Here is a 22267-nt window from a genome sequence, read left to right on the forward strand (position 1 = left end):
GCGGTCCCGGACCGCCGGAGCAACGGAGAAGACACATGAGGACGGGTGACGTCGCGATCATCGGGGCCGCCGGGATCTTTCCCGACGCGGCGGACCTGGAGACCTTCCACGAGAACCTGCGCACCGGCCGCGACAGCGTCGGCCGGCCGGGCACCGGGCGGCTGCGGGCCGGGGACGACCCCGGCGAACGCTACCTCGCCATGGGATACCTGGACCGCGTCGACCTGTTCGACCACGAACTCTTCGGCATTCCACGGCGCGAGGCCGAGCTGATGGACCCGCACCAGCGACTGCTGCTGCACCTCACCCACCAGGCCATCGAATCCGCCGGATACGCCCCGGCCACGCTGCGCGGCTCGGCCGCCTCCGTGCTGCTCGCCGCCGTGGAGACCGGCCCCGAATGGACGGAGGAGGCCGACCGCGACGTGGTGGGGCTGCTCGGCACGTCGACGGCCGCGCTCGCCGCCCGCCTCAGCTACCTCTTCGACCTGCGAGGCCCCGCCCTGGTGGTGGACACCGCCTGCAGCAGCGGGCTGACCGCACTGAGCCTCGCCGTCCGGCAACTGCGCAACGGCGAGGCGCCGCTGGCCATCGTCGGCGGCGTCAACCTCCTGCCCGCGCCCGCCCGGTGGGCCGACTGGACCCCGCTGCCGGGCCTGGAGTCGAGCGACGAACGGTGCCGCCCCTTCGACGCCGACGCCAACGGCATGACCGCCGGGGAGGGCGGCGGCATCGTCGTACTGAAACCGCTGTCCGAGGCGGTGGCCGACGGCGACAACGTCCTGGCCGTACTGAAAGGCGTCGCCGTCAACCACAACGGCTACCGCGCCGCCACCATGGCCGCGCCCAGCCAGGCCGCCCAGGCGGACGTGCTGGCCGGGGCGTGGCGGGACGGGGGAGTCGAGGCGCACACGATCGGCTACGTCGAGTGCCACGGCTCGGGCACCCCGCTCGGCGACGTGGTCGAGGTGGACGCGCTGCGCCGGGCGTTCGCCGACGCGGGCGTGGCCGGCCGCCAGTGCGCGATCAGCTCCGTCAAGGCCAACATCGGACACCTCGGCAACGCGGCGGGCATCGCCGGGCTGTTCAAGGTCATGGCGGCACTGCGGTACGCAACCCACTACCCGGCCGTCAACTTCACCGCCCCCAACCCGCTGATCGACTTCAGCGGACCGGTGTACGTGAACGACGCGCCGCGGCCCTGGCGGCCGGACGCGCGCTCCCCGCGCCGCGCCGGGCTGAGCAGCTGGGGCATGACCGGCACCAACGTGCACGCCGTACTGGAACAGGCACCCGCCGTCCCGGCCCCGGGGACCGCCGTGCCGGGCGCCGAACTGGTCACCGTGTCCGCCCGGTCCGCCGGTGCCCTGGACCGCTACCGCACACGGCTGGCCGCGTTCGCCGAACGCACCGGCCAGCCGCTGCGGGCCGTCGCGCACGCCCTGAACCGGGGCCGCGACGACCATCCGTACCGGCTGGCCGTGACCGCCGGGACGACCGGCGAACTCGCCGCGCGGCTGCGGGCGGCGGCCGTCCCCGGAACGCCCGCCGCCGACGCGCCGCGGCCGGTCCTGCTGTTCTCCGGAGACGCGCTCCTGGACGACGCCGTGTGGGCGCGGCTGCGCGCGCAGTTCCCCGTACCCGCCGAATGCGGGGAACTCGACGCCGCGGCCCCGGACGCGGCCGGCCGGACCGTCGTACGGCAGTACGCGCTCTACCGGGTGGCCGAATCGCTCGGACTGGCGGACGTCAGCCTGATCGGCTCCGGAGCGGGCAACCTGGCCGTGCGCGCCGTACGGGGAAAGCTCACGCTCGCCGAAGCCGTCGCCGAGGCGGCCGGGCAGCCCCTGGCGGCGGCGCCCGACCGGAAGCGGCTGGAGCCGGTGGTGGCCGGGCTCGTCCGCGACGGCGCCCTGCTCGTGGAACTCGCCCCCGACGGCGTCCTCACACGCGAGATCGCCGGACTGGCCCCGGAACTGCCCGCGGTGGACCTCGCCGGGGACGGGACCCGCAGCGGCGTCCTGGCACGCCTCGGCCGCCTGTACGCGCTCGGCGCCGCCCTCGACTGGGAGCGCTACTACCGCGACACCGCCGTGCGGCGCATCGAGGCACCGACGTACCCCTTCGAGCCGACCCGGTTCCGGCCGGACCGCCCCCGCGCCGGGCGGCCCGCCACCGGGCGCGGCCCGTCCGCGCCGACCGGGACGGCCACCGCGGCACCGCCCGGCCTCGCGGAGGCCGAACGGCGCGTCGCCGAGGTGTGGGCGGACCTCCTCGACCGGCCCGACGCCGGACCCGACTCGGACTACTTCATGCTCGGCGGCACCTCCCTCGTGGGCGTCGGGCTGCTCCGCCGCCTCCAGCAGGACTTCGGCGTGCCGGTCACCTTCGCCGACCTCTACGCCCACCCCACGGTCCGCGCCCTCGCGGGGCGGCTGCACGCCCTCACCGAGGAGGCCGCGAAGGCCCGGAACGCCGGGGAGACGGGCGCGGCCGGGGAAGCCGGAGAGCCCGAAGACCAGGACGGCCGCCCGATCCCGCGCATCGGGCGGGACGGCCCGCTGCCGCTCTCCTTCGGCCAGGAACCCCTGTGGTACCTCGACCAGATCAACCCCGGCAGCCCGCTCTACAACGTCCCCGCACCGATGCACCTGACCGGCCCGCTGGACACGGCCGCCCTCCAGGACGCCCTGACCGACATGGCAGGGCGCCACGAGGTGCTGCGCAGCGCCTTCCTGACCGACGGGAACAGCGCTCCGTACGTGGCGTTCACCGCCCCCGAACCGCTGCTGGCCGTGCTGGACGTCAGCCGGATACCGGAGGAGCAGCGCGGGCCCCGGGTCCGTACCCTCATCGGGGACGCGGTCGCGCAGCCCTTCGACCTCACCCGGAACACCCTGCTGCGGGTGCTGCTGATCAAGCGGGCGGCGGAGGACCACGTCCTCGTCCTGACCTTCCACCACACCGTCTTCGACGGCGGGTCCACCGCGCTGTTCTCCCGCGACCTCGCCGAGTTCTACCGGGCACGGAGCACCGGCACCCCGGCCCGGCTGCCCGAACTGCCCGTCCAGTACCAGGACTACGCCGCCTGGCACCGCGCCCTGCCGACGGGCCGGCGGTGGCAGCGCAGCCTGGAGTTCTGGCGGGCGGAGCTGGACGGCCTCAGCCGTCCGGAACTGCCGCTGGACCGGCCGCGGCCGGACGTCCAGTCCTACGACGGCGAGGTGCTGCCCTTCCTCGTCGACGCCGCGACCGCCGGGCAGGTGCGGGAGTACAGCCGCCACCACGGGGTCACGACCTTCGTCACCATGCTCGCCGTGCTCGACGCGCTGGTCCACCTGTGGTCGGGGCACCGCGACATCGTCATCGGTGTGGCCACCTCCGGCCGGGTCCACCCCGACGTCCAGGACGTCCTCGGCTACTTCAACAACCTCCCGCCGTTCCGCACCGACACCACGGCGGACCTGACCTTCGACGAACTGGTCCGGCGGTGCGCGGGCACCGTCGCGGGCGTCCTGGACCACGAGGAGATCCCGGTCGGCCACATCGTCACGGCGGGCGGCGCCCGGCGCGACCTGGCCCGGCACCCGCTGTACGACGTGACGTACACCTACCAGAACGTGCCGCAGTACGAGGGCGGCATGGCCGGCGTGGAGATCACCCGGTACGCCGACACCGACGTCGGCGGCGTGGTGCCCGGCACCGCCAAGTTCGACCTGTCCTTCGGGATCGTGGACGCCGGAGCCGGGCCGATGATCGGCGAACTCGACTACGCGACGGCCCTCTTCGACCGGGCCACCGCCGACCGCCTCGTCGCATGGTTCCCCGGCCTGGTCGCGGCCGCCATGGCGGAACCGGGCAGGCCGATCGGCGACCTCGGAGGGCAGCGGCAGCCGGTACGGCCCGCGAGGGAGGCGGCTGCGGAGGTCCGTACGGAACGGGTCGCGGAGGCCCGCACGACACCGGTCGCGCAGACCCGTACGGCACCGGCCGCGCGGGATGCCCGTACGGCACCGGACTCCGCCCCCGCAGCATCCCGGGACGCGCAGGCCGTCCTGCTCAAGCTGTTCGGCGACCTGGTGGGGACGGACACGGTCGGTCCCGACGACGACTTCTTCGCCATCGGCGGGGACTCGGTGATGTCGATCCAGCTGGTGGCCCGCGCCCGCCGCGCCGGAGTGATGATCGCGCAGCGCGACGTCTTCGAGCGGCGCACGGCCGCGTCGATCGCGGCGGTGGCCGGGACCGCTCCCCACCGCCCGGCGGTGGACGACGGCGCGGACCACGGCATCCCGCTGACCCCGGTGATGCGGGAATTCGCCGAACGGGCGGGCATGCCGGACCGGTTCACCCAGTCGGTGACCCTGGCCGTCCCCGCCGGCACGGACCCCGCCACGCTGACGGCCGCCTACCGCGAGGTGCTGGCCCGCCACGACATGCTCCGGACCCGGCTGGCGGGCGACGAGGGCACCGACCCGGCCACCTGGTCGCTGACGGTACGGGAACCCGGCGTGGACGGCACGGGCACCGAGGTGCGCCGGGTCGACGCCACCGGACTGGGGCCGCGGGAACTGGCCGGCCTCGTACAGCGGGAGAGCCGGGCGGCGTACGGACGGCTCGCTCCCAGGGAAGGCGTCATGTCCCAGCTCGTCCTGCTCGACCGGGGGACGGCCGAGGACGGCCGGCTGCTGTTCGCCGCCCACCACCTCGCGACCGACGTACTGTCCTGGAAAGCCCTGCTGCACGACCTGGAAACGGCGTACGACGCGCTCGCCGCGGGGCGGCCTGCGGCACTCCCGCCGGTGCCGACCTCCTTCGGCCGGTGGGCACGGACCCTGGCGGAGTTCGCCGCCACCCCGGCGTGGCAGGCCGAACTCCCGGTGTGGCAGCGCATCCTCGCCCCCGGCGAACCGCTGCTCGGCGGACGGCCCCTCGACCCGGACCGCGACGGCCCCGCACACGCCGGGCGCGTGTCCGTACCGCTGCCGACCCCGGTGACCGCCGGGCTGCTCACAGCCGTACCGGCGGCCTTCTACTCCGGGACCGGCGACCTCCTGCTGGCCACCCTGGCCGCGGCGGTGGCCGAATGGCGGGCGGCGCGGGGCGCGGGCGCGGGGCCGGTGCTGATCGACGTGGAGGGCCACGGCCGGGAGCCGCTCACCGACGACATGGACCTGTCCCGCACGGTGGGCTGGTTCACCTGCGCCTATCCCGTACGGCTGGACCCCGGCGCGGTCGACCTGGCCGAGGTGCGGGACGGCGGGCCCGCCGCGGGACACCTCGTCAAACGGATCAAGGAACAGCTCGGCGTGATCCCCGGCAATGGACTGGGCTACGGAGCCCTGCGCTACCTCGCCCCCGGCACCGGCACCGGCAGCGCGCTGGCCGGGCTGCCCGCCCCGTCGATCGGGTTCAACTACCTCGGCGCACTCGTCGGCGGCGCGACCGGCCCGGACGGCGCGGCCGGAGGCTGGCGGATGCTCCACCTCGGCGGCGAAGTGGCGGAGAGCACGCTGCCCGGCCACGCCCTGGAGGCGTCCGGAACGGTCGTCGACGGACCGGAAGGCCCCGAACTGCACCTGGCCGTGGCGTCCTCGCGCAACCTCATCGACGAGGACGCGGCCCGCGAGCTGTGCCAGGGCTGGGCGGCCCTGCTGACCGGCCTGGCGGTGTACGCGGACCGGCCCGGCGCGGGCGGGCACGTGCCGTCGGACTTCCCGCTGGTCGCACTGAGCCAGCGGCAGATCGAACAACTGGAAGCGGGGATCGGGGAATGAACATCGCCCTGAGCACCACGGCCACCCACCTGCCGGGCCGGACCGACCTGGCGGCACTGCCGGAACTGGCCGCGCTCGGCGAGCGGGAACGGGCGGCCTGTCTGGCCCTCGGCATCGAGCGGGTGGCCGTCGGTGACGGCCTGTCCGCGGTGGACCTGGCGGTCCGGGCCGGCCGGCAGGCGCTCGCCACGGCGGGGCTCGGCCCGGACGAGCTGGACGGCCTGATCATGATCGAGCCGCGCGCTCCGGAGGCGTTCTCCACCTCCGAGGCGACCCGGCTCCAGGCGCTGCTCGGCGCGGACCGGGCGTGGGCGTTCTCGGTGGGCGGCCTGGGCTGCGCCTCGGTGGTGCCCGCCCTGCTCGCCGCCGCCGGACGGCTGGCCACCGACCCGTCCGCCGCCCGCGTCCTCGTCGTGCACGGCAGCAAACCGGTCACCGCCCGCCGCTACCGGCACCCGGTGACCGTCAACGGCGACAGCGGCCAGGCGGTCCTGGTGTCCCGGGACGGGCCGCTGCGCGTCCGCGACATCCTCTTGGAGACCAGCGGCGAGTTCTGGAACCTGTTCCACGTCGACTACCGGGGCCGGGCACCGGACCGGTGGCGCGAGGAATGCACCGACATCCCCACCTACGCCTTCCGGCTCGCCGTGGAGTCCAGGAAGCGGATCGCGGCGCTGACCGGGCGGCTGCTGGAACGCAACGGCGTCGACCGCGACGCGGTGTCCTGCTACATCGGGCAGAACCTGTCCTCCGCCGCGCTGCGCATCGTCTCCGAATCGCTGGACGTGAAGCTCTCCGACGCGTGCGCCGACAACCTGCGGGACAACGGCCACCTCGGCCCCAACGACGCCCTGTTCAACCTCGCCACCGCCGTGGACCGCGGACAGCTGCCCGAAGGCGGACTGGCCGTCGTCCTCAACATGAGCCCGGCGGCGGCGTGGAGCGCGATGCTGGTCGAGCACGGCGGGGGGCAGGGCGGTGCCGTCTGCCTCTGACCGGGCGGGGCCACGGCGTAGAGACAGGAGGCGGGTACGGGTCGGAGAGCGGGTACGGGGCAGAGAGGGGGCACGGGTCAGAGAGGGGAAGTGTTCCGCGCCCCCAGCGAGTCCAGCAGGGCGACGAACCGGCGGAACTGTTCGTGGGCCGCCTCCGCCGTACGGTCGACGGCGACGGCGCCGACCTTCCCGAAGGCGGGCAGCGCCCCCAGCATGTGCAGAATGACCCCGCGACGGTCCTCATGACGGTAGAGGAGACCCTCGCGGGAGGCGGCGTCGAGGACCCGCTCCGGAGTGAGCGAGCGGTAGGTGTCCTTGTGGAGGCGGTCGGAGGCGACGTAGCAGCACGGTTCCCCCTCCGGGGTCAGGAACTCCCCGGTCCCGGGCACGTAACTGCCCCCGGTCGCGCCGCGGAGGAACATCAGGGGAGCCGTTCCGCCGCCCATCCGCAGGTTGATCTCCACGGCGTGGTGCCGGAAGCCGCCCTCCCCGCGCACCGAGACGAAGTCGACGCTGGCGATACCGACCACCCCCTCGGCGGCCAGGGCACGGCCCGCCCGGTGGGCGAGCTCCCGCAGCTCCGGCCGGTGGTCCGGGCGGGCGGGGGAGGAGCAGCCGACGTAGGTCTGGCGCAGGGCGGCATCGAAGAGCTGGTCCTGGGTGGAGATGACGTGCACGTCACCCGCGGGGGTGGCGTGCACCTGCGCGGAGGGGGAGACGACCTCGGTACCGTCGAGGTACTCCTCGACGACGCCCCCCATGGCGGCCAGTTTGCCCGTGTAGTTCTCCCAGGTGTCCGGAGGGGTCGCGAACTCGATGCGCTCCGGAAGACCGCGGCGGATCCAGCTCTCGGCGCCGCCGTCCCGGGGCGCGCCCCGCAGGCTGAACATCGCGTTCCCGCCGGCCCCGAATCCGTCATTCAGTTTGATCATGGCGCGGTCCACGTCGGGGTGCGCCGCCCGCAGTCCGGCGAGCGCGGTGACCAGGTCGTCGCGGTCCCGTACGCCTTCGACGCCCCGCGGTACGGGCACCCCGGCGGCCTTGAACAGGGCACGCGCGCCGCTCTTGGTCCCCAGCGCGGACAGGCCCGGGTCGCACGCGTAGAGCGGTACGCCGAGCCGTACGGCGAGCGTCCGCTCGTGGGGTGAGCCGTTGAAGGCGAGGAGGCAGGCGTCCTGCGGGTCCTGCACGAGATGCTTGATCCGTTCCACCAGGTCCGGCCGCCGCAGGATCTTCTGGGTGAGCGGGGCGGGGCGGCCGTCCCCGCAGTCGACGAAGGCGAGTCTGCGCCGCGCGTCCGGGGGCAGCGAACGGACCAGCCCCAGGGCGTAGTCGACCAGCGGTCCCGGCAGGGGCAGGCTGGTGACGTAGACGAGACGGCGGCGCGGGTCGCCGAGCAGGTGCAGGAAGGCGAGCAGGCGCTCCTCGTAGTGGACGATCCCGGGAACCTTGTCCATCCCGGCCTGGTCGAGCGTGAAGCTGGGCACGATCACCACGACCCCGGGCGGGCCCGCGCCCCCGCCCACCCCGTCGGGCCCGAACGGACCGAGCAGCCGCGTCTGGAGCTTCCGGAACCGGGCCGCCTCTCCAGCCCCGGCTTCTTCGCCCGCCTTGTCCAGTGTCACGATGGCAGCCCTCCGGCCGTGTTCACGCGCTCACCAACAGTCTTTCAGGACCGACGCGGTGGCCGGGGCGAGCGCTCCGGCGGGTCGGCCCGCAGGGCCTTGCCGCGCCGGTGAAGGTCCTCCAGGGCGTCCATCAAGACCGTGTGCCGGTGCCACTCCAGCCACCGGCCGGCCTGACCGGCCATGCCGTCCAGGGCGGTGGCCTGCGGGCGCGTCAGCTGCTGTCCCGCGCGCGGCAGATGCAGGGAGAACACCCCGACGGTACGGCCCGACGCGGCGACCATCGGTGTGCTGTGCGCGGTGCGGCTGCCTATGGAGAGGATCATCTCCCGGGCCGGTTCGGTGAACACCGGGTCGGTGGCGATGTCGGAGGTGACGCGGACCTGGCGCCGGGCGGCCTGGGAGCAGGAGGTGTTCTCGGCGTCGACCAGCGCGAAGAAGTCCCGGAACTCCTGGCTGAGCCCGTGGTGGTGCTCCATCCGCAGGCCCGCCGACGGTTCCACGGACTGCAGGTCGCCCATCTCGGCGTCGGTGTACGCCAGCGCCTGGTGCAGCACCTGCTTGAGGACCGTTCCGCGGTGCACCGTGTCCGGGCGGTGGCCGGGCAGGAAGCGCAGCGGGGGAGGCGTCCGCCCGGTCCGGCCGGGAAACCACAGGCCCCGCTCGTCGTCGGGCCGGGGGACGGAGACCACGGCGGACGCGAGGGACCGCAGTTTCAGGTTGTGCTGCTGTGAACAGCGCTTCAACAGCTCGAACGCGGCCTGCCCGTCCGGCAGCCGGTAACGCTCCTGGAGCACGCCCTGGGCCTGGGAGACCAGCGGATGCGCGAGCAGCTTGCCCCGCAGGTCCCGGATCTCCCGGCGGAGCCCGTCGATCTCCGCCCGCCCGTCGTCCCGGGCGCCGTCGGCGTCCCGCGGTACGGCGGCCGTATCGGGGGCGTGCGCCGCCGACAACGGGTCCACTGGCTCTGGCATGGCTGTTCTCCCTGGTGAGACGGGTTGCCAGGGCGCCGCGAGCGGCCGGTTGCCCGGATGGCACCTCGACGCTAGCGAACCTAACCCATCGGCCTGCGGCGGCCGGCGGGGCGCGGACATTCCGGGCTGCCTGTGGTAGGGGTCACTCGGCGAGATCGTGTGCCGGGGCCGCGTGCCGGGGCGGCCCCGACCGGGACCGGTGCGGCGCGGTCCTCAGTGTCCGGCGTGCGCCCGGAGTTCGACGGCGTCCAGGAGCAGGCCGAGCGTCGTCTCGAACTGGTCGTCCTCGTCGGCCGCGGCCAGGTGCGGGGCCACCGCGGCCAGATCCGGGTACCGGGCCGGGGAGGCGGCGAGGTACTCCCGCCGCCAGGCCGTACGGTCACCCTCTCCGGACGCGCCGCCGAGCGCGACGACCGCGGCCTCGTGCGAGGCCAGCGCCAGGGCCGTGTCCACCAGGGCCCGGTAGTAGCGGGCCGCGTCGCGGTCCTCGAAGCCGGCCCTCCGCAGGGCGCCGACGACCACGTCGGCGCCGTGGAACTCCGCCTCGCGCCGCGAGACGCGGGTGGCGGTGAGCACGGCGACCCGGGGGTGGGCCAGGCAGGCCGCCCGTACCCGGCGGGCCAGCGTCTCCAGCGTCGGGCGCCAGTTCGCGGACGGGGCGAAGCCGTCCATCGCCTCCCGGATCAGGCGCTCGGCGAGCCCGAGGAGGATCTCGTCCTTGCCCGCGAAGTGCCGCAGTACCGCCGTGTGGTTGGTCCCCAGATCGGCGCCGAGGCGGCGCAGGGTCAGCGCGTCGGGACCTTCGCGGTCGACGATGGAGAGCGCGGTGTCCAGGATCAGGTCCTGGCTGAGGGCGGTGGACGGCGGACGGCCGCGCCGGGCCTTGGCCTGCGGCGCGGTTCCGGTCCGGTGTGCGGTCATGGCGGCATCCTATCGACCGGTGCTGCCCCGGCCGTCCGCCTGCCGGGGGCTCAGCCGCCCGTCTCCGGGGCTCAGCCGCCCGCCTCCAGGTGGGAGACGAGAGCGGTGAGCGCGGCCACCGTTTCGGCGTCCCGGCCGGTGTCGTCCGCCGTGTTCCAGGCGCTGGTCTTGACCACCACCACGTCGGCCTCCGGATCGACCCACAGGTACTGGCCGTGGATGCCGAGACCGGTGAAGGACCGGCGTTCGCCGCCCAAAGTCCACCACTGGTTGGCGTATCCGTAGTGCTCCGGGTAATCCGCCCCGAGCCCGCCGGTCTTCAGGTACGCCGGGCCCGCCCCGCGGCTGCGCTCGACCCACGCCGCGGGCACGATCCGCCGCCCGTCCAGCTCGCCGCCCCGTGCCATCAGCAGCCCCAGGCGTGCCAGGTCGCGCACCGCCGCGTTGAACGAGCCGCCGCCCAGCGCGGTGCGCGGACGCCCGCGGGTGAGGAAGTAGTACGCGTCCCGCTCCGCGCCGATCCGGCTCCACAGCCGGTCCTCCGCGTACCGGGCCAGCGGCATTCCCGTGGCGGCCTCCAGCACCCAGCCCAGGATCTGGGAGTCCATCGTGGAGTAGTTGAACCTGCTGCCCGGTTCCGCCACGCGCGACAGGGAGCGTGCCACCTCCCACAGCGACCCGCCGCCCGTCACCGCCCGTTCGAAGCGCGCGAACGACGAGCCGGGGTCGGCGTAGTCCTCCGTGAAGCCCACGCCGCTGCTCATCTGTAGCAGGTGCCCGACGGTGGGCCCGTCATAGGCACTGCCTGCCAGGCGCGGGAGGTATCCGGCCACGTTCTCGTCCAGTGAGGGGAGCGCGCCTTCCTCCCGGGCGATGCCGACGAGTATCGAGGTGACCGACTTGGTCAGCGAGAACAGCTGGAAGCGGGCCCGTGGCGAGGAGAACCGCCCCGGGTACTCCTCGTGCACCAGCGCCCCGCGGTGCAGCACGGCGAAGCCCGTGGTGTGGGTACGCGCATGCAGGTCCGCCAGCGTGCGCCGCTCGCCCGCGTGCTCGTACGTGAACCCCTGGGGCTTCGGCCCGCGCCGCAGCGGCGAGGGAGCCGCCGCCCGCGACACGGGGTCGACGGGCAGCAGCGCGGACAGGTGGGTGAACGCCCACTCGTTGAACGGCCGCGAGGACGCGATCTCGGCCTGGTGCCGCCACAGCCAGCCCGCCCCGGCTCCCAGCCCCGCGGCCACCGCCCCGGCCGCCAGCGCGCCGCCCGCCCGTTTCGTCCCAGGGAACACTCCGACCTCCGTCACACCGACCCGAATTGTGAACCGATGGTGACACCTGTGGTTACGAAGGGCAAGGGCGCAGCGGCCCGGGAACTCCGGACCGGGACGGCGGGTGACGGGAACCGCCGTCACGGATGCCGTCGTCACGGATGCCGTCGCCACGGAAACCGCCGCCACGGATGCCGACCGACCGGCCCGACGCCGACCGGGCGGCCCCAAGCCACCGACGCCGACCGAGCGGCCCGGTGTCAGCCGACCATCCCCACGCCAGCCGACCATCCCCACATCAGTCGACCAGCTCCCCGGAAGCCATCAGCCGCGTGAGCTCGGTCCGGGAGCGCACCCCCAGCTTGCGGTAGACGCGGGTGAGATGGGCCTCGACCGTCTTGCGGGAGACGAAGAGGGCGACCGCCGCCTCGGTGTTGTTCAGGCCGCGGGCCACCGCGCGGGCCACCTGGAACTCCTGCGGCGTCAGCTGGTCCCACACGCCGTCCGGCGCGGTCGGCGCGGTCGGCGGGGCCCCGGTGGCGGCCAGTTCGCCGGCGGCGCGCCGCGCCCAGGGCACGGCGCCCAGGCTCTCGAAGCGCGCCAGCGCCGAGGTGAGCGGGGCGCGGGCGGCGGCGGGGTGGCGGTAGCGGCGCAGCAGTTCCGCCTCGCACAGCAGCGTACGGGCCTGCTCGAACGGCTCCCGGACGCGCTGGTGCGCCGCGAGCGCCGCGGCGAACGCGGTCCGCGCCGTCTCGTGCGACGTGGCCAGCAGGCCCCGGCAGCGGGCCGCGGCGGCCTCCGCGGACGCCAGCCCGGTGGCCCGCGCCCGCTCCTCCAGCCACTCCGCGACCTCCGCGGCACGCGCGGTGTTGCCCGTCCGCAGCTGCGCCTCGGTGAGGTCGGCGGCGCACGGCACCACCAGCGGATTGCCCACCCCCTGCGCGGTGACCAGTGCGAAGCTCTGCTCCAACTGGTCGGCGGCGGCGCAGTGGTCACCGTGGGCGAGCGCCGCCAGGCCCAGCGCGGCCGTCAGGTGCATCTCCAGGCAGCCGATGCCGTACCCGCCGACCTCCCGCCGGGCCCGGCTCACCTGCTCCTCGCACCGCACACGGTCACCGCGCAGCGCGTCCAGCCGCGCCAGGCAGGCCAGGCTGTAGCCGACGCAGGAGATCTGCCCCAGCTCCTCGGACCAGTGCAGCGCCTCGGTGGCGTCGCCGTACCCGGCCGTCCAGTGGCCGACGCGGGCCTCCAGGTCGCTGCGGACCGCCAGGGTGAACGGCAGCACACCGGGCGCGCTGTGCCGGCGGGCCGACTCCACGGCGGAGTTGAGCAGCCGTCGGCTGCGGTCCCGGTCCTCGACCCAGTTCCACGCCTGCCCGGCCAGCGCGTACAACTGCTGGTTGCGTACGGGATCGCCGGTGCAGTGGCCGTCGGCGGCGCCCAGCATCGCCGCGCCCCGGCCGGTCTGCCCGGAGAGCGTCAGCGCCGACCCGAGCAGCGCCATGCTCAGCCAGCGGTCCGGCCCCGACTCCGAGGCCAGCCGGAACGAGTCCTCGGCGATGCACACCGCGGAGGACACCCGGCCGTCCATGCTGGCGGGTACCACCGCCTCGGCGAGCAGGACACACGCCCGTACGGAATCGGTGCGGCGGATGTTCCGCGCGGCCTCGACGAGAAGCTCGTAGGCGCGCGCGGGCTCCCCGTTCCAGGTGTGGATACGCCCCAACAGCAGCTCGATGTCGGCCCGTACGGCAGGGTCCGTCGTCGTACGCAACGCTTCCTCGCACCACTGCGAACTGGACGCCGAACCGCCCAGGAAAGCGTCGGACGCGGCGCGGTGCAGCAGGTCCGCGCGCGCCGCCCGGTCCTCGGTGAGCTCCGCGGCGCGCCGCCAGGTCAGCGCGGACTCCTCGAACGCGCTGCGCCTGCGGGCCTCTTCCGCCGCCTCCGCCAGAGCGGCGGCCGCCGGTGCGTCGGGTCCGGTGGCCGCCGCCGCCCGGTACCACGCGTGCAGCGGCCCGCGGGTGACCTCCGCGAGGGCGCCGAACGCGGCGAGCCGGTGCGCCAGCGGCGCCCGGCCGAGCACCAGCGGGCGCAGGACGGGATGGCGGAAGTCCAGTCCGGCACCGGTCGACGTCACCAGCCCGTCCTCCTCGGCCGGGCTCAGGGCCTCCAGGGACAGTCCCAGCACCCCCAGCGCCTCGCACAGACCGGACAGCGCCGTCGAGCGGTGTGCGGCGAGCACCGTGAGGGCCTGCCGGGTGGCCTCCGGGAGCGCGCTGATCCGGGCCGACCAGGCGTGCTCCAGGTGCCGCCCCAGCGACGGCGGGTCGTGCATCGGCTCCTCGCCGCGCGCCTGTTCCGGGGTGAGGGAGTGGGCGGCCTCCAGCAGGGCCAGCGGATTGCCGCCACTGATCTTCACCAGGTCCGCCACCACCGCCGGGGCCGCCACGATCCCGGCCCGCCGCAACAGTTGTCCGCACTCGCTCCGCGACAGCCCGGTGACCTCGACGGACGGCAGACCGTACGGCGCGCCCGGCTCGCCGTGCTCCTCGCGCGAGGTGAACGCGAGCGCCACCCGCTCGCCCGCCACCCGCCGCGCGACGAACAGCAGCACCCGCTGCGAGGACGGGTCGACCCACTGGAGATCGTCGACGAGCACGGCCACCGGCTGCTTCTCACCGAGCGCGGCCAGCACGTTCAGCGCGCCCATGCAGGCCGCGTACGGATTGGCCAGCGGCTCCCCCGACAGGGCCAGGCACGACTCCAGCGCCGCACGCTGCACCCCGGGGAGTTCCCTGAATTCTGAACCAAACGGGAGTAACAGGTCGGCGAGGGCCGCGAACGGCAAAACCGTCTCCGACTCGATGCCCCGCGCCCACAGCGCTGCCTCCCCGGCCTGCTCCGCGGCGTACTCCAGCAGCGCCGTCTTGCCCACCCCGGGCTCGCCCCACAGCAGCAGCGCCGCGCCCCCGTCCGCCCCCGCGGACAGCAGATCGTCGATCAGCCGGCGTTCGCGACCGCGTCCCACCAGGCCCGGTCCTGCGGGGCGGGAGAGCCGGGACCAGCCGGAAGAAGTCCGTTGCCTGCTGTCCATGTCGCCCCCCGGGCGCTCGCATGTGCCGTGTGCGGCCCGTCTCCGGAGCCGGGACCATCATGCTCCCCGAGGAAGCACCCCTGAAGGGCCTCGCACATTCTGCGGGCACATGTGGGGACATCCCCGAAGCGGCGCCCGCGCGAGAGGAGTTGAGTGGCATCACGCGCGGACACGGAGAACACGGGGGGCGCGTCATGACAGGCTCCGCAGGACCCGGTCCTCGACTGGATTCGGTCGAGCTCAAGGTCACGTTCTCCGGCGCGCGGGCGGAGGTGGCCGCCAAGGCTCTGGCACCGGACGACGGGGGCGTCTGGTGCCAGGTCTTCTTCTGCGAAGGCCCCCGCCACCGCCGTCCGGGCGAACTCCCGCTGCTGGAGGCGGGAGTGATCCTGCGCCTGCGGTCGCGCCAGGGCAGGACGGGCGACACCACGGCCAAACTCCGGCCCTGCCGCCGCACCCGTATCCCCGGCCCGTGGCTGGACTTCCGCCGGCGCGGCGACGACGAACTCCGCCTGGAGAGCGACTGGGCGGGCGAGCGCCAGGTGCTCTCGGCCGCGCTGACCCGTACCCGCGACCGCCGCGACATCGACGCGGTGACCGCCGGGGAGCGGCCGCTGCACACCGCCTTCTCCGGCGCGCAGGAACGCTTCCTGGCCGACTGCGCGGACCTCGCCGTCGACTTCCGGCAGCTGACCGTGTACGGGCCGGTGCGCGCCCAGCGCTGGCGCGACGTCCGCCGCCGGCACCACGAGCTGACCGTGGAGCGCTGGTCGCTGGCCCCGCGCACCGGCCCGCCGCTGGACTGGCTGGAGGTCTCCGAGCGGGTGGAGCCGGAGGGCTCCGAGGTCGTACGGGCGTCGCTGCTGGCCCTGCTCCGGAAGCTGGACCTGGAGCCGGACCTCGAACAGGAGACCAAGACCCGGCGCGTGCTGGAGGCGCTGACGAGAGACGCGTGAGGGCGCGCGGGGGAGGTGGGCAGGATGGGGGGACTGCCGTTCCGCCTGGACGTGTTCGAGGTCCGGGACGAGTGGGTGATCATGTGTACGTCACCGCTCGGCCGGGCCAGCGCCAAGGTGCGCCCGCCGTACGAGCCCGACGCGCTGCCGCTGATGCTCTCCGACATCAGGATGGCCCTGATCCGGTCGGCCAGCCCGGTCATCACCCGCCGCGCCTCCCTGGTGGAGAAGAGCGTCCGCGACTTCGGCGAACGGCTCTCCGACACCGTGCTGACCGGTGACATCCGCCTGCTCTTCGACCGCTGCCGCGAACACGCCCGGCAGCAGGGCGAACCGCTGCGCGTCGTGCTGGGCCTGGACGGCCCGCAGGTCTCCGGCATCCCCTGGGAGTTCGCGATCGACCCGTACGCGCGGGACAGCTACCTCGGCCTGCGGGTGCCGGTCGTCCGCTCACCGCAGCTCCTGGGCGCACCGGCGCCGGTGCGCATGACGCCGCCGCTGCGCGTCCTGGGGGTGATCTCCCGGCCCACCGACCTGCCCGCGCTCCAGGGCGAGCGCGAACGCGACGAGATCACCCAGGCGTTGCAGCGGCTGAGCACCGACGTCGCCGTCGACTGGCTGCGCGGCGACAGCTGGCGCGAACTGGCCGAAGCGGTCCGCACCAGGGCCCCGCACGTCCTCCACTTCGTCGGCCACGGCGGCTTCGACCCGGAGACCGGGTCCGGGTACCTGGAGCTGTCCGCCGAGGACGGCACCGCGATGCACGTCTCCGGTACGGACCTGGGCCGTCTGATGCACGACAGCCCGCAGCTGCGGCTGGTCGTCCTGAACGCCTGCGAGTCGGCGACCAGCGGCGCCGAGGGCGTCTTCAGCAGCACCGCCGCGAAGATCATGCGGGAGGGGGTGCCCGCGGTGGTGGCGATGCAGTACGAGATCACCGACCCGGCCGCGCTCGCCTTCGCGTCGTCCTTCTACACGGGAATGGCCCGCGGGCTGCCGGTCGACCGGGCGATGACGCTGGCGCGCGAGAGCGTGAAGATGACGCTGCCCGGCAGCCTGGAGTGGGCCACGCCGGTGCTGTTCCTGCGCTCCGACGAGGAGACCCAGCTGTTCGTCGTACCGGAGGCGGACGGGGAGACGCGGGACACCGGGGAGACGCGGGCGGGCACCGGGGCGGAGACGGCGGGGGAGATGACGGGGGAGGGCGGTACGGCCGGGCAGGCGCCCCCGGTCGTACCGCCGTCCGCCGGACCGCAGGAGCCGCAGCAGGCGCAGGAAGCGCAGGGGTACGGGTACGTGGGCGACGTGGCGTCCGAGCGGACCGTGCCCCAGCGGCCCCCCGGCCCCGGCCCGGCGCCCGGACCGGCCATGCAGCCCCCGCCGACGTACCCGCCGTACCAGCCGGCCCGGGAACAGCCCTGGATGGCCGGCGTCCGGGAGAAGTTCGCGCGCTACATCCGCGCCGAACCGGCCACCCCGCCGCACGGCCCCGCGCCCACCACGCGGGGCGCCCACACCTACCCGCCGCCGCCCACCACACCGCCCGCATCCGCCGCCCCCGAAGGGACACCCGCACGGACACCCCCGGTCTTCACCCCGCGCCCCGACGACCGGTCCCGGGCCCCCGGGCTGCTCCCCGGGCTCGGCCCGTGCTCCCAAGTCGCCCTGGGCCCACGCGGCCTGCTCGCCGCCGCCTGCGCCGACGGCTCGCTGCGGGTCTTCCGCCTGGACCCGCCGGAACTGCTGGCGGAGTGCGCCCTGCGCCAGTACGGACCGGTCCTGCGCCTCGCGTGGAGTCCCTGGCCGCGCAACGTCGCCACCCTCCACGAGAGCGGCAGCACCGTCGTCTGGGACATCGAGACGGAAGTCCCGGTACGGACCCTGCCGGGACGCGCCGGGCAGACCACCGCGCTCGCCTTCAGCGGCGACGGCCGCTGGCTGGCCACGGCGGGCGGCGACCGGATCGAGGTGCACGACGCCGACGGCCGTACCGTACGCAGCCTGCCGGCCGGCCCGGCGCCGCTGGTGCCCTGCCTGGCCTTCGCGCCCGGTGACCGGCACCTGCTCGTGGGCACCGGCGACGGCGCCGTACGCCGCCTCGACGTCCACGGACGGACCACCGCACAGTGGCCGCACCCGCAGCCGGTCTGCGCCATCGCCGTGTGCGCCGACCGGCTCGCCACCGGCAGCCCCGACGGCCGCATCCGCGCGTGGTCCTGGACCGGGCGGCTGCTGCACCGCGTCCACCAGGGCGGCGCCGTACGGCAGCTGGCGTTCGCGGCGGACGGCACGCTGCTCGCCGCCGCGAGCGACGACGGCGTCCTGGTCCGCTGGGACCGCGACGGCACCCCGAGGGACCGCGTCGAACAGGCCGGGCGTCCGGTGGGCGTCGCCTTCACCGGCCGGGACGGCACGGTGCTGACCGCGACCGACGACGGCCTCGTCCGGCTCCACCCCCGCATCACCGCCCCCACGGGGCCGGACACCGAAGGGGCCCCATGACCGAGATCGAGATCTTCTGGCCCGCCGCGTACCCGCTCGACGCGGTGCACACCACCGACGCCCTGCTGAGCGAGGCCGGCATCCAGGCCACCTACCGGCGCGCGCCGATGCGCCGCGGCCCGGAGACGTACGCGCTCGTGCTGCTGGCCGGGCACACGCTCCAGCCCTTCCTGCGGGCGGTGTTCGAACGGATCGGCGCCGACGCGTACTCCGGGCTGCTGACCTTCGTCCGCGGCCTGATCGGACGCAAGCCCGCGGCGGACGCCCCCGACGGGGTGGTCTTCGAATGCGTACGCACCCGCGCCCAGTTCGTCTTCACCCACGGCCTCCCGGACGCGGCCTACCGGCAGGCCCTGGCGCTCGACCCCGGCACCGCCCCGGGCCGGTGGGCCTGGCAGGACGACCGGCAGACCTGGATCCGCTTCGAGGAACGGGCCGAAACCGGCGGCCCCGCCGGCTGACCCGGCCCACCGTACGGCCCCACCGTACGACCGACACGACCGGCAGCCCCCACGGGCCGGCGTCCCGACTGGAGAAGCCCGACTGGAGAAGGAGGCCGTCATGGCCTACCCGCAAGGCCCGCCCGGCGAGGACTGGGGCGGCAACACCCCCTGGACAGGACAGTCCCAGCAGCCACCGCCCACCGGACCACCACCACCGCCGCAGTACCAGCCGCAGTACCCGCCCCAGTACGCCCCCGGCTACCAGCAGTACGCCAAGCCGCCGCAGAACTACCTGATCCCGGCCATCCTGGTGACGCTCTTCTGCTTCCTGCCCACCGGCATCGCGGCCATCGTCTTCGCCACCCAGACCAACGCCAAGATCAGCGCGGGGGACTGGGCGGGCGCGGAGGAGGCGTCGAAGAAGGCGAAGCTGTGGACGTTCATCAGCCTCGGGGTCGGCGTCTTCGTCGGGCTCATCGTCCTCCTCACCAGCGCCGCGGGAGGCGGCTACTGACCGTGCCCGCGCCGCACCCCACCCGGCGCCGGACGCTCGAAGCCTGGTCCGGCGCCCTCCTGTTCACCGCCCTGACCGTGCTGGTGGCCCTCCACGACCCCGAAGCGCCGGGGCACTACCCCAGCTGCCCGTTCCGTACCCTGACCGGCCTGTCCTGCCCCGGCTGCGGCACCCTGCGGGCGCTGCACGACCTCACCCGGGGCGACGTGGCCGCCGCCCTGGCCCACAACGCGCTCTTCGTCGCGGCCCTGCCGCCGGTCCTGCTCTCCTGGCTGCGCGCGGTCCGGGGCCGGCCGCCCGTGCTGACCTCCGTACGGGCGGGGGCGGCCGCCCTGGCCGTACTGCTGCTCTGGGGCGTGCTGCGCAACCTCTTCTGACCGGCTCCCCGCCCCGGCGCTCCCGGTTAGGATCACCCTGAACCCGAACAGCCGTACGCATACCCGTCCCGACCGCGCGACCCCGAGGCCACCGCTTGAGCATCACCGACACCGCCCGTGCGGTCACCGACGTCCTCCAGCCCCGCAACGTCCTGCTCGCCGGACTCATCGGGATCGGCACCGCGGCGGCGGGGGACTGGTCCGGCGCCGCCTGGGGGCTCTTCGCCGCACTGTGCGCCGGGATCGTGCCCGCCGGCTACATCGAGTGGGAACGCAGACGCGGCACCTGGGGCGACCGGCACGTCGTGGACCGCGGACAGCGCGCCCCGATCTTCGCCGTCATCCTCGGTTCCGTGGGCGCCGGTTCCGCCGTCATGCTCGCGGCAGGCGCCCCGCGCGACATCCTCCTCGCCATGCTCGCCCTGTGGGCCATGACCGTGGTCCTCCTCCTGGTCAACACGGTCTGGAAGATCTCCGTGGACGCCGCGGTGGCCTCCGCCGTCGTCGCCCTGCTCGCCACCGTCCACTCACCGTGGTGGCTCGCCGCGTACGCCCTGGTGATCGCGGTCTGCTGGACCCGGGTCGCGCTGTCCTACCACTCCGTCGCCCAGACCGCGGCCGGCGCGGGCCTCGGCGCGGCGACCGCGGCGGTGCTCCTGCTCGGCTGACGCCGGACCGTGTTCCGCTCCGCCTACCCCAGGCCCGCACCCAGCGCGGCAATCGCCCCGGGAGCGTGGCCCGCGGCCAGGAGCGGTGCGCGGACGTCGTGTTCCAGGTCGGGGAGGTAGCCGAGGAGCACGTCCGCGGGGCCGTGGACGCGGACACCGGAAACCGTGGCGGCGGGCAGCAGAAGCGTCTCGGCCGGGCCGAGGGTCTCCCGGACCGCCCCGCACGTCACCTCCGCCGCGGCACCGATGTTGCTGAGGACCACGCATGTGTCGAACGCAGGCACCGCGGCCCCCGGCGCCCGTACCCGCCAGTTCTCCAGCGCGAAGTACGGCCCGGCACACAGCATCCACCGCTCCACCCCGCCCTCGGCCGGCAGCCGCAGCCCGGGGTGGAAGTCCGGGCGGTGCTCCGGCCGCCACTCGCGCAGCAGGGCCTCGACGTTGGCCCGCCACTGCTCGTCGCCGATCGGGGCGCCGTCCTCCATGCGGTGCCGCATCGCGTGCTGTTGCAGGCCGGAGGTCTGCTCAAGCGCGTAGACGAGGGTGTCGGGACCGAAGCTGTGCGGTGTGCCGCCCGGTACGTACAGGGTCTGCCCCGCGCATACGGGCAGGCGCCGCAGAACGGCGTCGAAGTCCTGGCCGAGCAGCGCCTGCCGCAGCCGGGCGCGGTCCACGCCGGGCCGTACGCCGACGAGCGCCGTGGTGCCGGGCGGCGCGTAGAGGATGTGCCAGGCCTCCGTCTTGCCGTTCGGCTCGCCCGCCCGCTCGTGGGCCGCCGCGTCGTCCGGGTGCAGATGCACCGGAAGGGGCCGGTGCGCGTCGATGAACTTGGCCAGCAGCGGGAACCGGGGGCCGCGCCAGCCGCGCCCGACCAGCTCGTCGGGGTGGCTCAGCGCGAGCTCCCGCAGGGTGTGCCCGGCCAGCGCCCCGTTCAGCACGTGGGAGTGTTCCCCCTCGACATCACTGACCTCCCACGTCTCCGCCACCGGCCCGTCGGGCAGCCCGGTCCGGCCGAGCCGCCCGGAGAGGGCCCGGCCGCCGAAGACGTGCCGCTTGACCGGAGTGGTCAGCCGTATCGGGTACCAGTTCATCGTCCGAGTACACCCCTGTTTCCCGCCGCCCGGATTCATTACGCCGACCACTGGCGCGCCTCTCCGCAGCGGTGATCCGGCCGCCGTGAAATCCGCCGGTTTACGAGCCGGGTGCACGGGCACGCGATGCACTGTCAAGGAAACGGCTCGACCGAAAAGGAGCGCGACCATGACTGCCGATAAGAAGGCTTCCACGAAGGCCGAGCGCGCCAAGGGCGCCGTGAAGGAAACCGTCGGCCGTGCCGTCGGCAACGAACAGATGACAGCCGAAGGCCGCGCGGAACGCGCCAAGGGCGATTTGCGCGAGGCCGGCGAAAAGGCCAAGGACGCTTTCAAGCGGTGACGTCCTCGGAATATCCCTGCCCCTTCCGGCGCAGGCCCGTTGTGACCCTTAGTGCCCTCAGTACAACCCTCTGCGCAACCCTCTGAGAATATGCGCGCATCAGCGCGCGCAACCAGAGCCCCGGGCGACGGCCCGGCGGAATCCCCGCCGGGCCGTCGCCCGGCCCATTTGCATGCCGCACGCGGAACTCAACGGGCGCGGACGACCGCCCCCGCCCCCACCACAGCCGTGCGCACGCTCGGACTACGCCTCCGCATCCTGCGCGTACCACCGCAGTTCGACTGTGTTGCCGTCCGGGTCCAGGACGTATACGGACTGTGCGTCGCCCCGCGCGCCGTACCGTCGGCCGGGGCCGTCGACGACCGTGAAGACGCCGGAGTCGATGACCTGCTGCCAGTCCAGCGGCTCGACGACCAGGCAGAGGTGGTCGACGTTGGACTCGCCGCGTTGCCCTTCGAGCAGGTCGATGATCGTCGTCGGGCTCACCCGGACGGAGGGGAACGGGGCCTTGCCCGCGCGCCACTCCTCGACGCGTACCGGTTCGAGGCCGAGTGGGCCGCAGTAGAAGGCGAGGGCGCGTTCGGCGTCCGCGACGTTGAGGACCAGGTGATCGAAGGCGATGACGCGCATGCGGTTCGTCCGTCTCCCGTGATGTGTGCAGGGGCCTGTACCGGTGCGGCCCGCCGTCGGTCGGCGGGTCGGGGTGGACGATAGCG

At 74.4% G+C, this 22267-nt stretch carries 16 protein-coding genes; 9 read left to right on the forward strand and 7 right to left on the reverse strand.

All coding sequences use genetic code 11. The features are described from left to right. Positions 1–35 precede the first annotated feature (35 nt). Together A6A06_RS20085 and A6A06_RS20090 are read left to right on the forward strand one after the other, a co-directional pair. Positions 36–5777, forward strand: a complete 5742-nt coding sequence (locus A6A06_RS20085; protein WP_073762663.1) for a condensation domain-containing protein — start codon at positions 36–38, stop codon at positions 5775–5777. Next, on the forward strand, positions 5774–6772 hold the full coding sequence (locus A6A06_RS20090; RefSeq protein WP_073762664.1) for a 3-oxoacyl-ACP synthase: 999 nt from the start codon (positions 5774–5776) through the stop codon (positions 6770–6772). The genes A6A06_RS20085 and A6A06_RS20090 overlap by 4 nt, the downstream gene beginning before the upstream one ends. Before the next feature lie 77 nt (positions 6773–6849). On the opposite strand, the gene A6A06_RS20095 is transcribed toward A6A06_RS20090, so the two are convergent. The 5 genes from A6A06_RS20095 to A6A06_RS20115 all read right to left on the reverse strand — a co-directional run bounded on the left by A6A06_RS20095 (position 6850) and on the right by A6A06_RS20115 (position 14657). Beyond that, positions 6850–8397 carry a peptide ligase PGM1-related protein gene (locus tag A6A06_RS20095; RefSeq protein WP_242440838.1) on the reverse strand — a complete coding sequence of 516 codons (1548 nt, stop codon included), beginning with the start codon at positions 8395–8397 and terminating at the stop codon, positions 6850–6852. A gap of 44 nt (positions 8398–8441) precedes the next feature. Beyond that, positions 8442–9371, reverse strand: a complete 930-nt coding sequence (locus A6A06_RS20100; protein WP_073762666.1) for an ANTAR domain-containing protein — start codon at positions 9369–9371, stop codon at positions 8442–8444. A 213-nt stretch (positions 9372–9584) separates the two neighbouring features. Further along, on the reverse strand, positions 9585–10292 hold the full coding sequence (locus A6A06_RS20105; RefSeq protein ID WP_073762667.1) for a TetR/AcrR family transcriptional regulator: 708 nt from the start codon (positions 10290–10292) through the stop codon (positions 9585–9587). Between the two features lie 71 nt (positions 10293–10363). Then, positions 10364–11581, reverse strand: a complete 1218-nt coding sequence (locus A6A06_RS20110) for a serine hydrolase domain-containing protein (RefSeq protein ID WP_242440839.1) — start codon at positions 11579–11581, stop codon at positions 10364–10366. 277 nt (positions 11582–11858) lie between these two features. Continuing rightward, on the reverse strand, positions 11859–14657 hold the full coding sequence (locus tag A6A06_RS20115; RefSeq protein WP_073762668.1) for a helix-turn-helix transcriptional regulator: 2799 nt from the start codon (positions 14655–14657) through the stop codon (positions 11859–11861). A gap of 194 nt (positions 14658–14851) precedes the next feature. On the opposite strand from A6A06_RS20115, the gene A6A06_RS20120 reads away from it, so the two are divergent. The 6 genes from A6A06_RS20120 to A6A06_RS20145 all read left to right on the forward strand — a co-directional run bounded on the left by A6A06_RS20120 (position 14852) and on the right by A6A06_RS20145 (position 20117). Then, positions 14852–15613, forward strand: a complete 762-nt coding sequence (locus A6A06_RS20120) for a hypothetical protein (protein ID WP_073762669.1) — start codon at positions 14852–14854, stop codon at positions 15611–15613. Positions 15614–15637: 24 nt separating this feature from the next. Continuing rightward, a complete protein-coding gene (locus A6A06_RS20125) occupies positions 15638–18115 on the forward strand; it encodes a CHAT domain-containing WD40 repeat protein (RefSeq protein ID WP_073762670.1) in 2478 nt (825 codons plus the stop codon). After that, on the forward strand, positions 18112–18576 hold the full coding sequence (locus A6A06_RS20130; RefSeq protein ID WP_073762671.1) for a hypothetical protein: 465 nt from the start codon (positions 18112–18114) through the stop codon (positions 18574–18576). Before A6A06_RS20125 ends, A6A06_RS20130 begins: the two co-directional genes overlap by 4 nt. A 100-nt stretch (positions 18577–18676) precedes the next feature. After that, positions 18677–19072, forward strand: a complete 396-nt coding sequence (locus tag A6A06_RS20135; protein ID WP_079194161.1) for a CD225/dispanin family protein — start codon at positions 18677–18679, stop codon at positions 19070–19072. 2 nt (positions 19073–19074) lie between these two features. Next, positions 19075–19449, forward strand: a complete 375-nt coding sequence (locus A6A06_RS20140) for a DUF2752 domain-containing protein (protein ID WP_242440840.1) — start codon at positions 19075–19077, stop codon at positions 19447–19449. 95 nt (positions 19450–19544) lie between these two features. Then, entirely contained in the window at positions 19545–20117 is a 573-nt protein-coding gene (locus A6A06_RS20145; RefSeq protein ID WP_199931011.1) for a hypothetical protein, read from the forward strand. A gap of 23 nt (positions 20118–20140) precedes the next feature. Here the strand turns inward: A6A06_RS20145 and A6A06_RS20150 are convergent, their stop codons facing one another. Further along, positions 20141–21208 (reverse strand): type I phosphomannose isomerase catalytic subunit, encoded by a 1068-nt coding sequence (locus A6A06_RS20150; protein ID WP_073762673.1) that lies wholly within the window; start codon positions 21206–21208, stop codon positions 20141–20143. Between the two features lie 169 nt (positions 21209–21377). Here A6A06_RS20150 and A6A06_RS20155 point away from each other — a divergent pair, with 169 nt between their 5' ends. Next, positions 21378–21551 (forward strand): CsbD family protein, encoded by a 174-nt coding sequence (locus A6A06_RS20155; RefSeq protein WP_073762674.1) that lies wholly within the window; start codon positions 21378–21380, stop codon positions 21549–21551. 243 nt (positions 21552–21794) lie between these two features. Here A6A06_RS20155 and A6A06_RS20160 read toward each other — a convergent pair whose 3' ends face one another. Continuing rightward, complete coding sequence (locus A6A06_RS20160) at positions 21795–22181, reverse strand: VOC family protein (protein WP_073762675.1); 387 nt, start codon at positions 22179–22181, stop codon at positions 21795–21797. Positions 22182–22267 lie beyond the last annotated feature (86 nt).

Origin of the sequence: Streptomyces sp. CB02923 (genome assembly GCF_001905005.1) — a bacterium.
GTDB lineage: Bacteria > Actinomycetota > Actinomycetes > Streptomycetales > Streptomycetaceae > Streptomyces.

Bases quoted from the DNA above. Each gene is read 5' to 3' on its own strand.
- A6A06_RS20115 (WP_073762668.1), bottom strand. From the start codon at position 14,657: ATGGACAGCAGGCAACGGACTTCTTCCGGCTGGTCCCGGCTCTCCCGC.
- A6A06_RS20155 (WP_073762674.1), top strand. From the start codon at position 21,378: ATGACTGCCGATAAGAAGGCTTCCACGAAGGCCGAGCGCGCCAAGGGC.
- A6A06_RS20130 (WP_073762671.1), top strand. From the start codon at position 18,112: ATGACCGAGATCGAGATCTTCTGGCCCGCCGCGTACCCGCTCGACGCG.
- A6A06_RS20150 (WP_073762673.1), bottom strand. From the start codon at position 21,208: ATGAACTGGTACCCGATACGGCTGACCACTCCGGTCAAGCGGCACGTC.
- A6A06_RS20160 (WP_073762675.1), bottom strand. From the start codon at position 22,181: ATGCGCGTCATCGCCTTCGATCACCTGGTCCTCAACGTCGCGGACGCC.
- A6A06_RS20135 (WP_079194161.1), top strand. From the start codon at position 18,677: ATGGCCTACCCGCAAGGCCCGCCCGGCGAGGACTGGGGCGGCAACACC.
- A6A06_RS20105 (WP_073762667.1), bottom strand. From the start codon at position 10,292: ATGACCGCACACCGGACCGGAACCGCGCCGCAGGCCAAGGCCCGGCGC.
- A6A06_RS20090 (WP_073762664.1), top strand. From the start codon at position 5,774: ATGAACATCGCCCTGAGCACCACGGCCACCCACCTGCCGGGCCGGACC.
- A6A06_RS20085 (WP_073762663.1), top strand. From the start codon at position 36: ATGAGGACGGGTGACGTCGCGATCATCGGGGCCGCCGGGATCTTTCCC.
- A6A06_RS20100 (WP_073762666.1), bottom strand. From the start codon at position 9,371: ATGCCAGAGCCAGTGGACCCGTTGTCGGCGGCGCACGCCCCCGATACG.
- A6A06_RS20125 (WP_073762670.1), top strand. From the start codon at position 15,638: ATGGGGGGACTGCCGTTCCGCCTGGACGTGTTCGAGGTCCGGGACGAG.
- A6A06_RS20120 (WP_073762669.1), top strand. From the start codon at position 14,852: ATGACAGGCTCCGCAGGACCCGGTCCTCGACTGGATTCGGTCGAGCTC.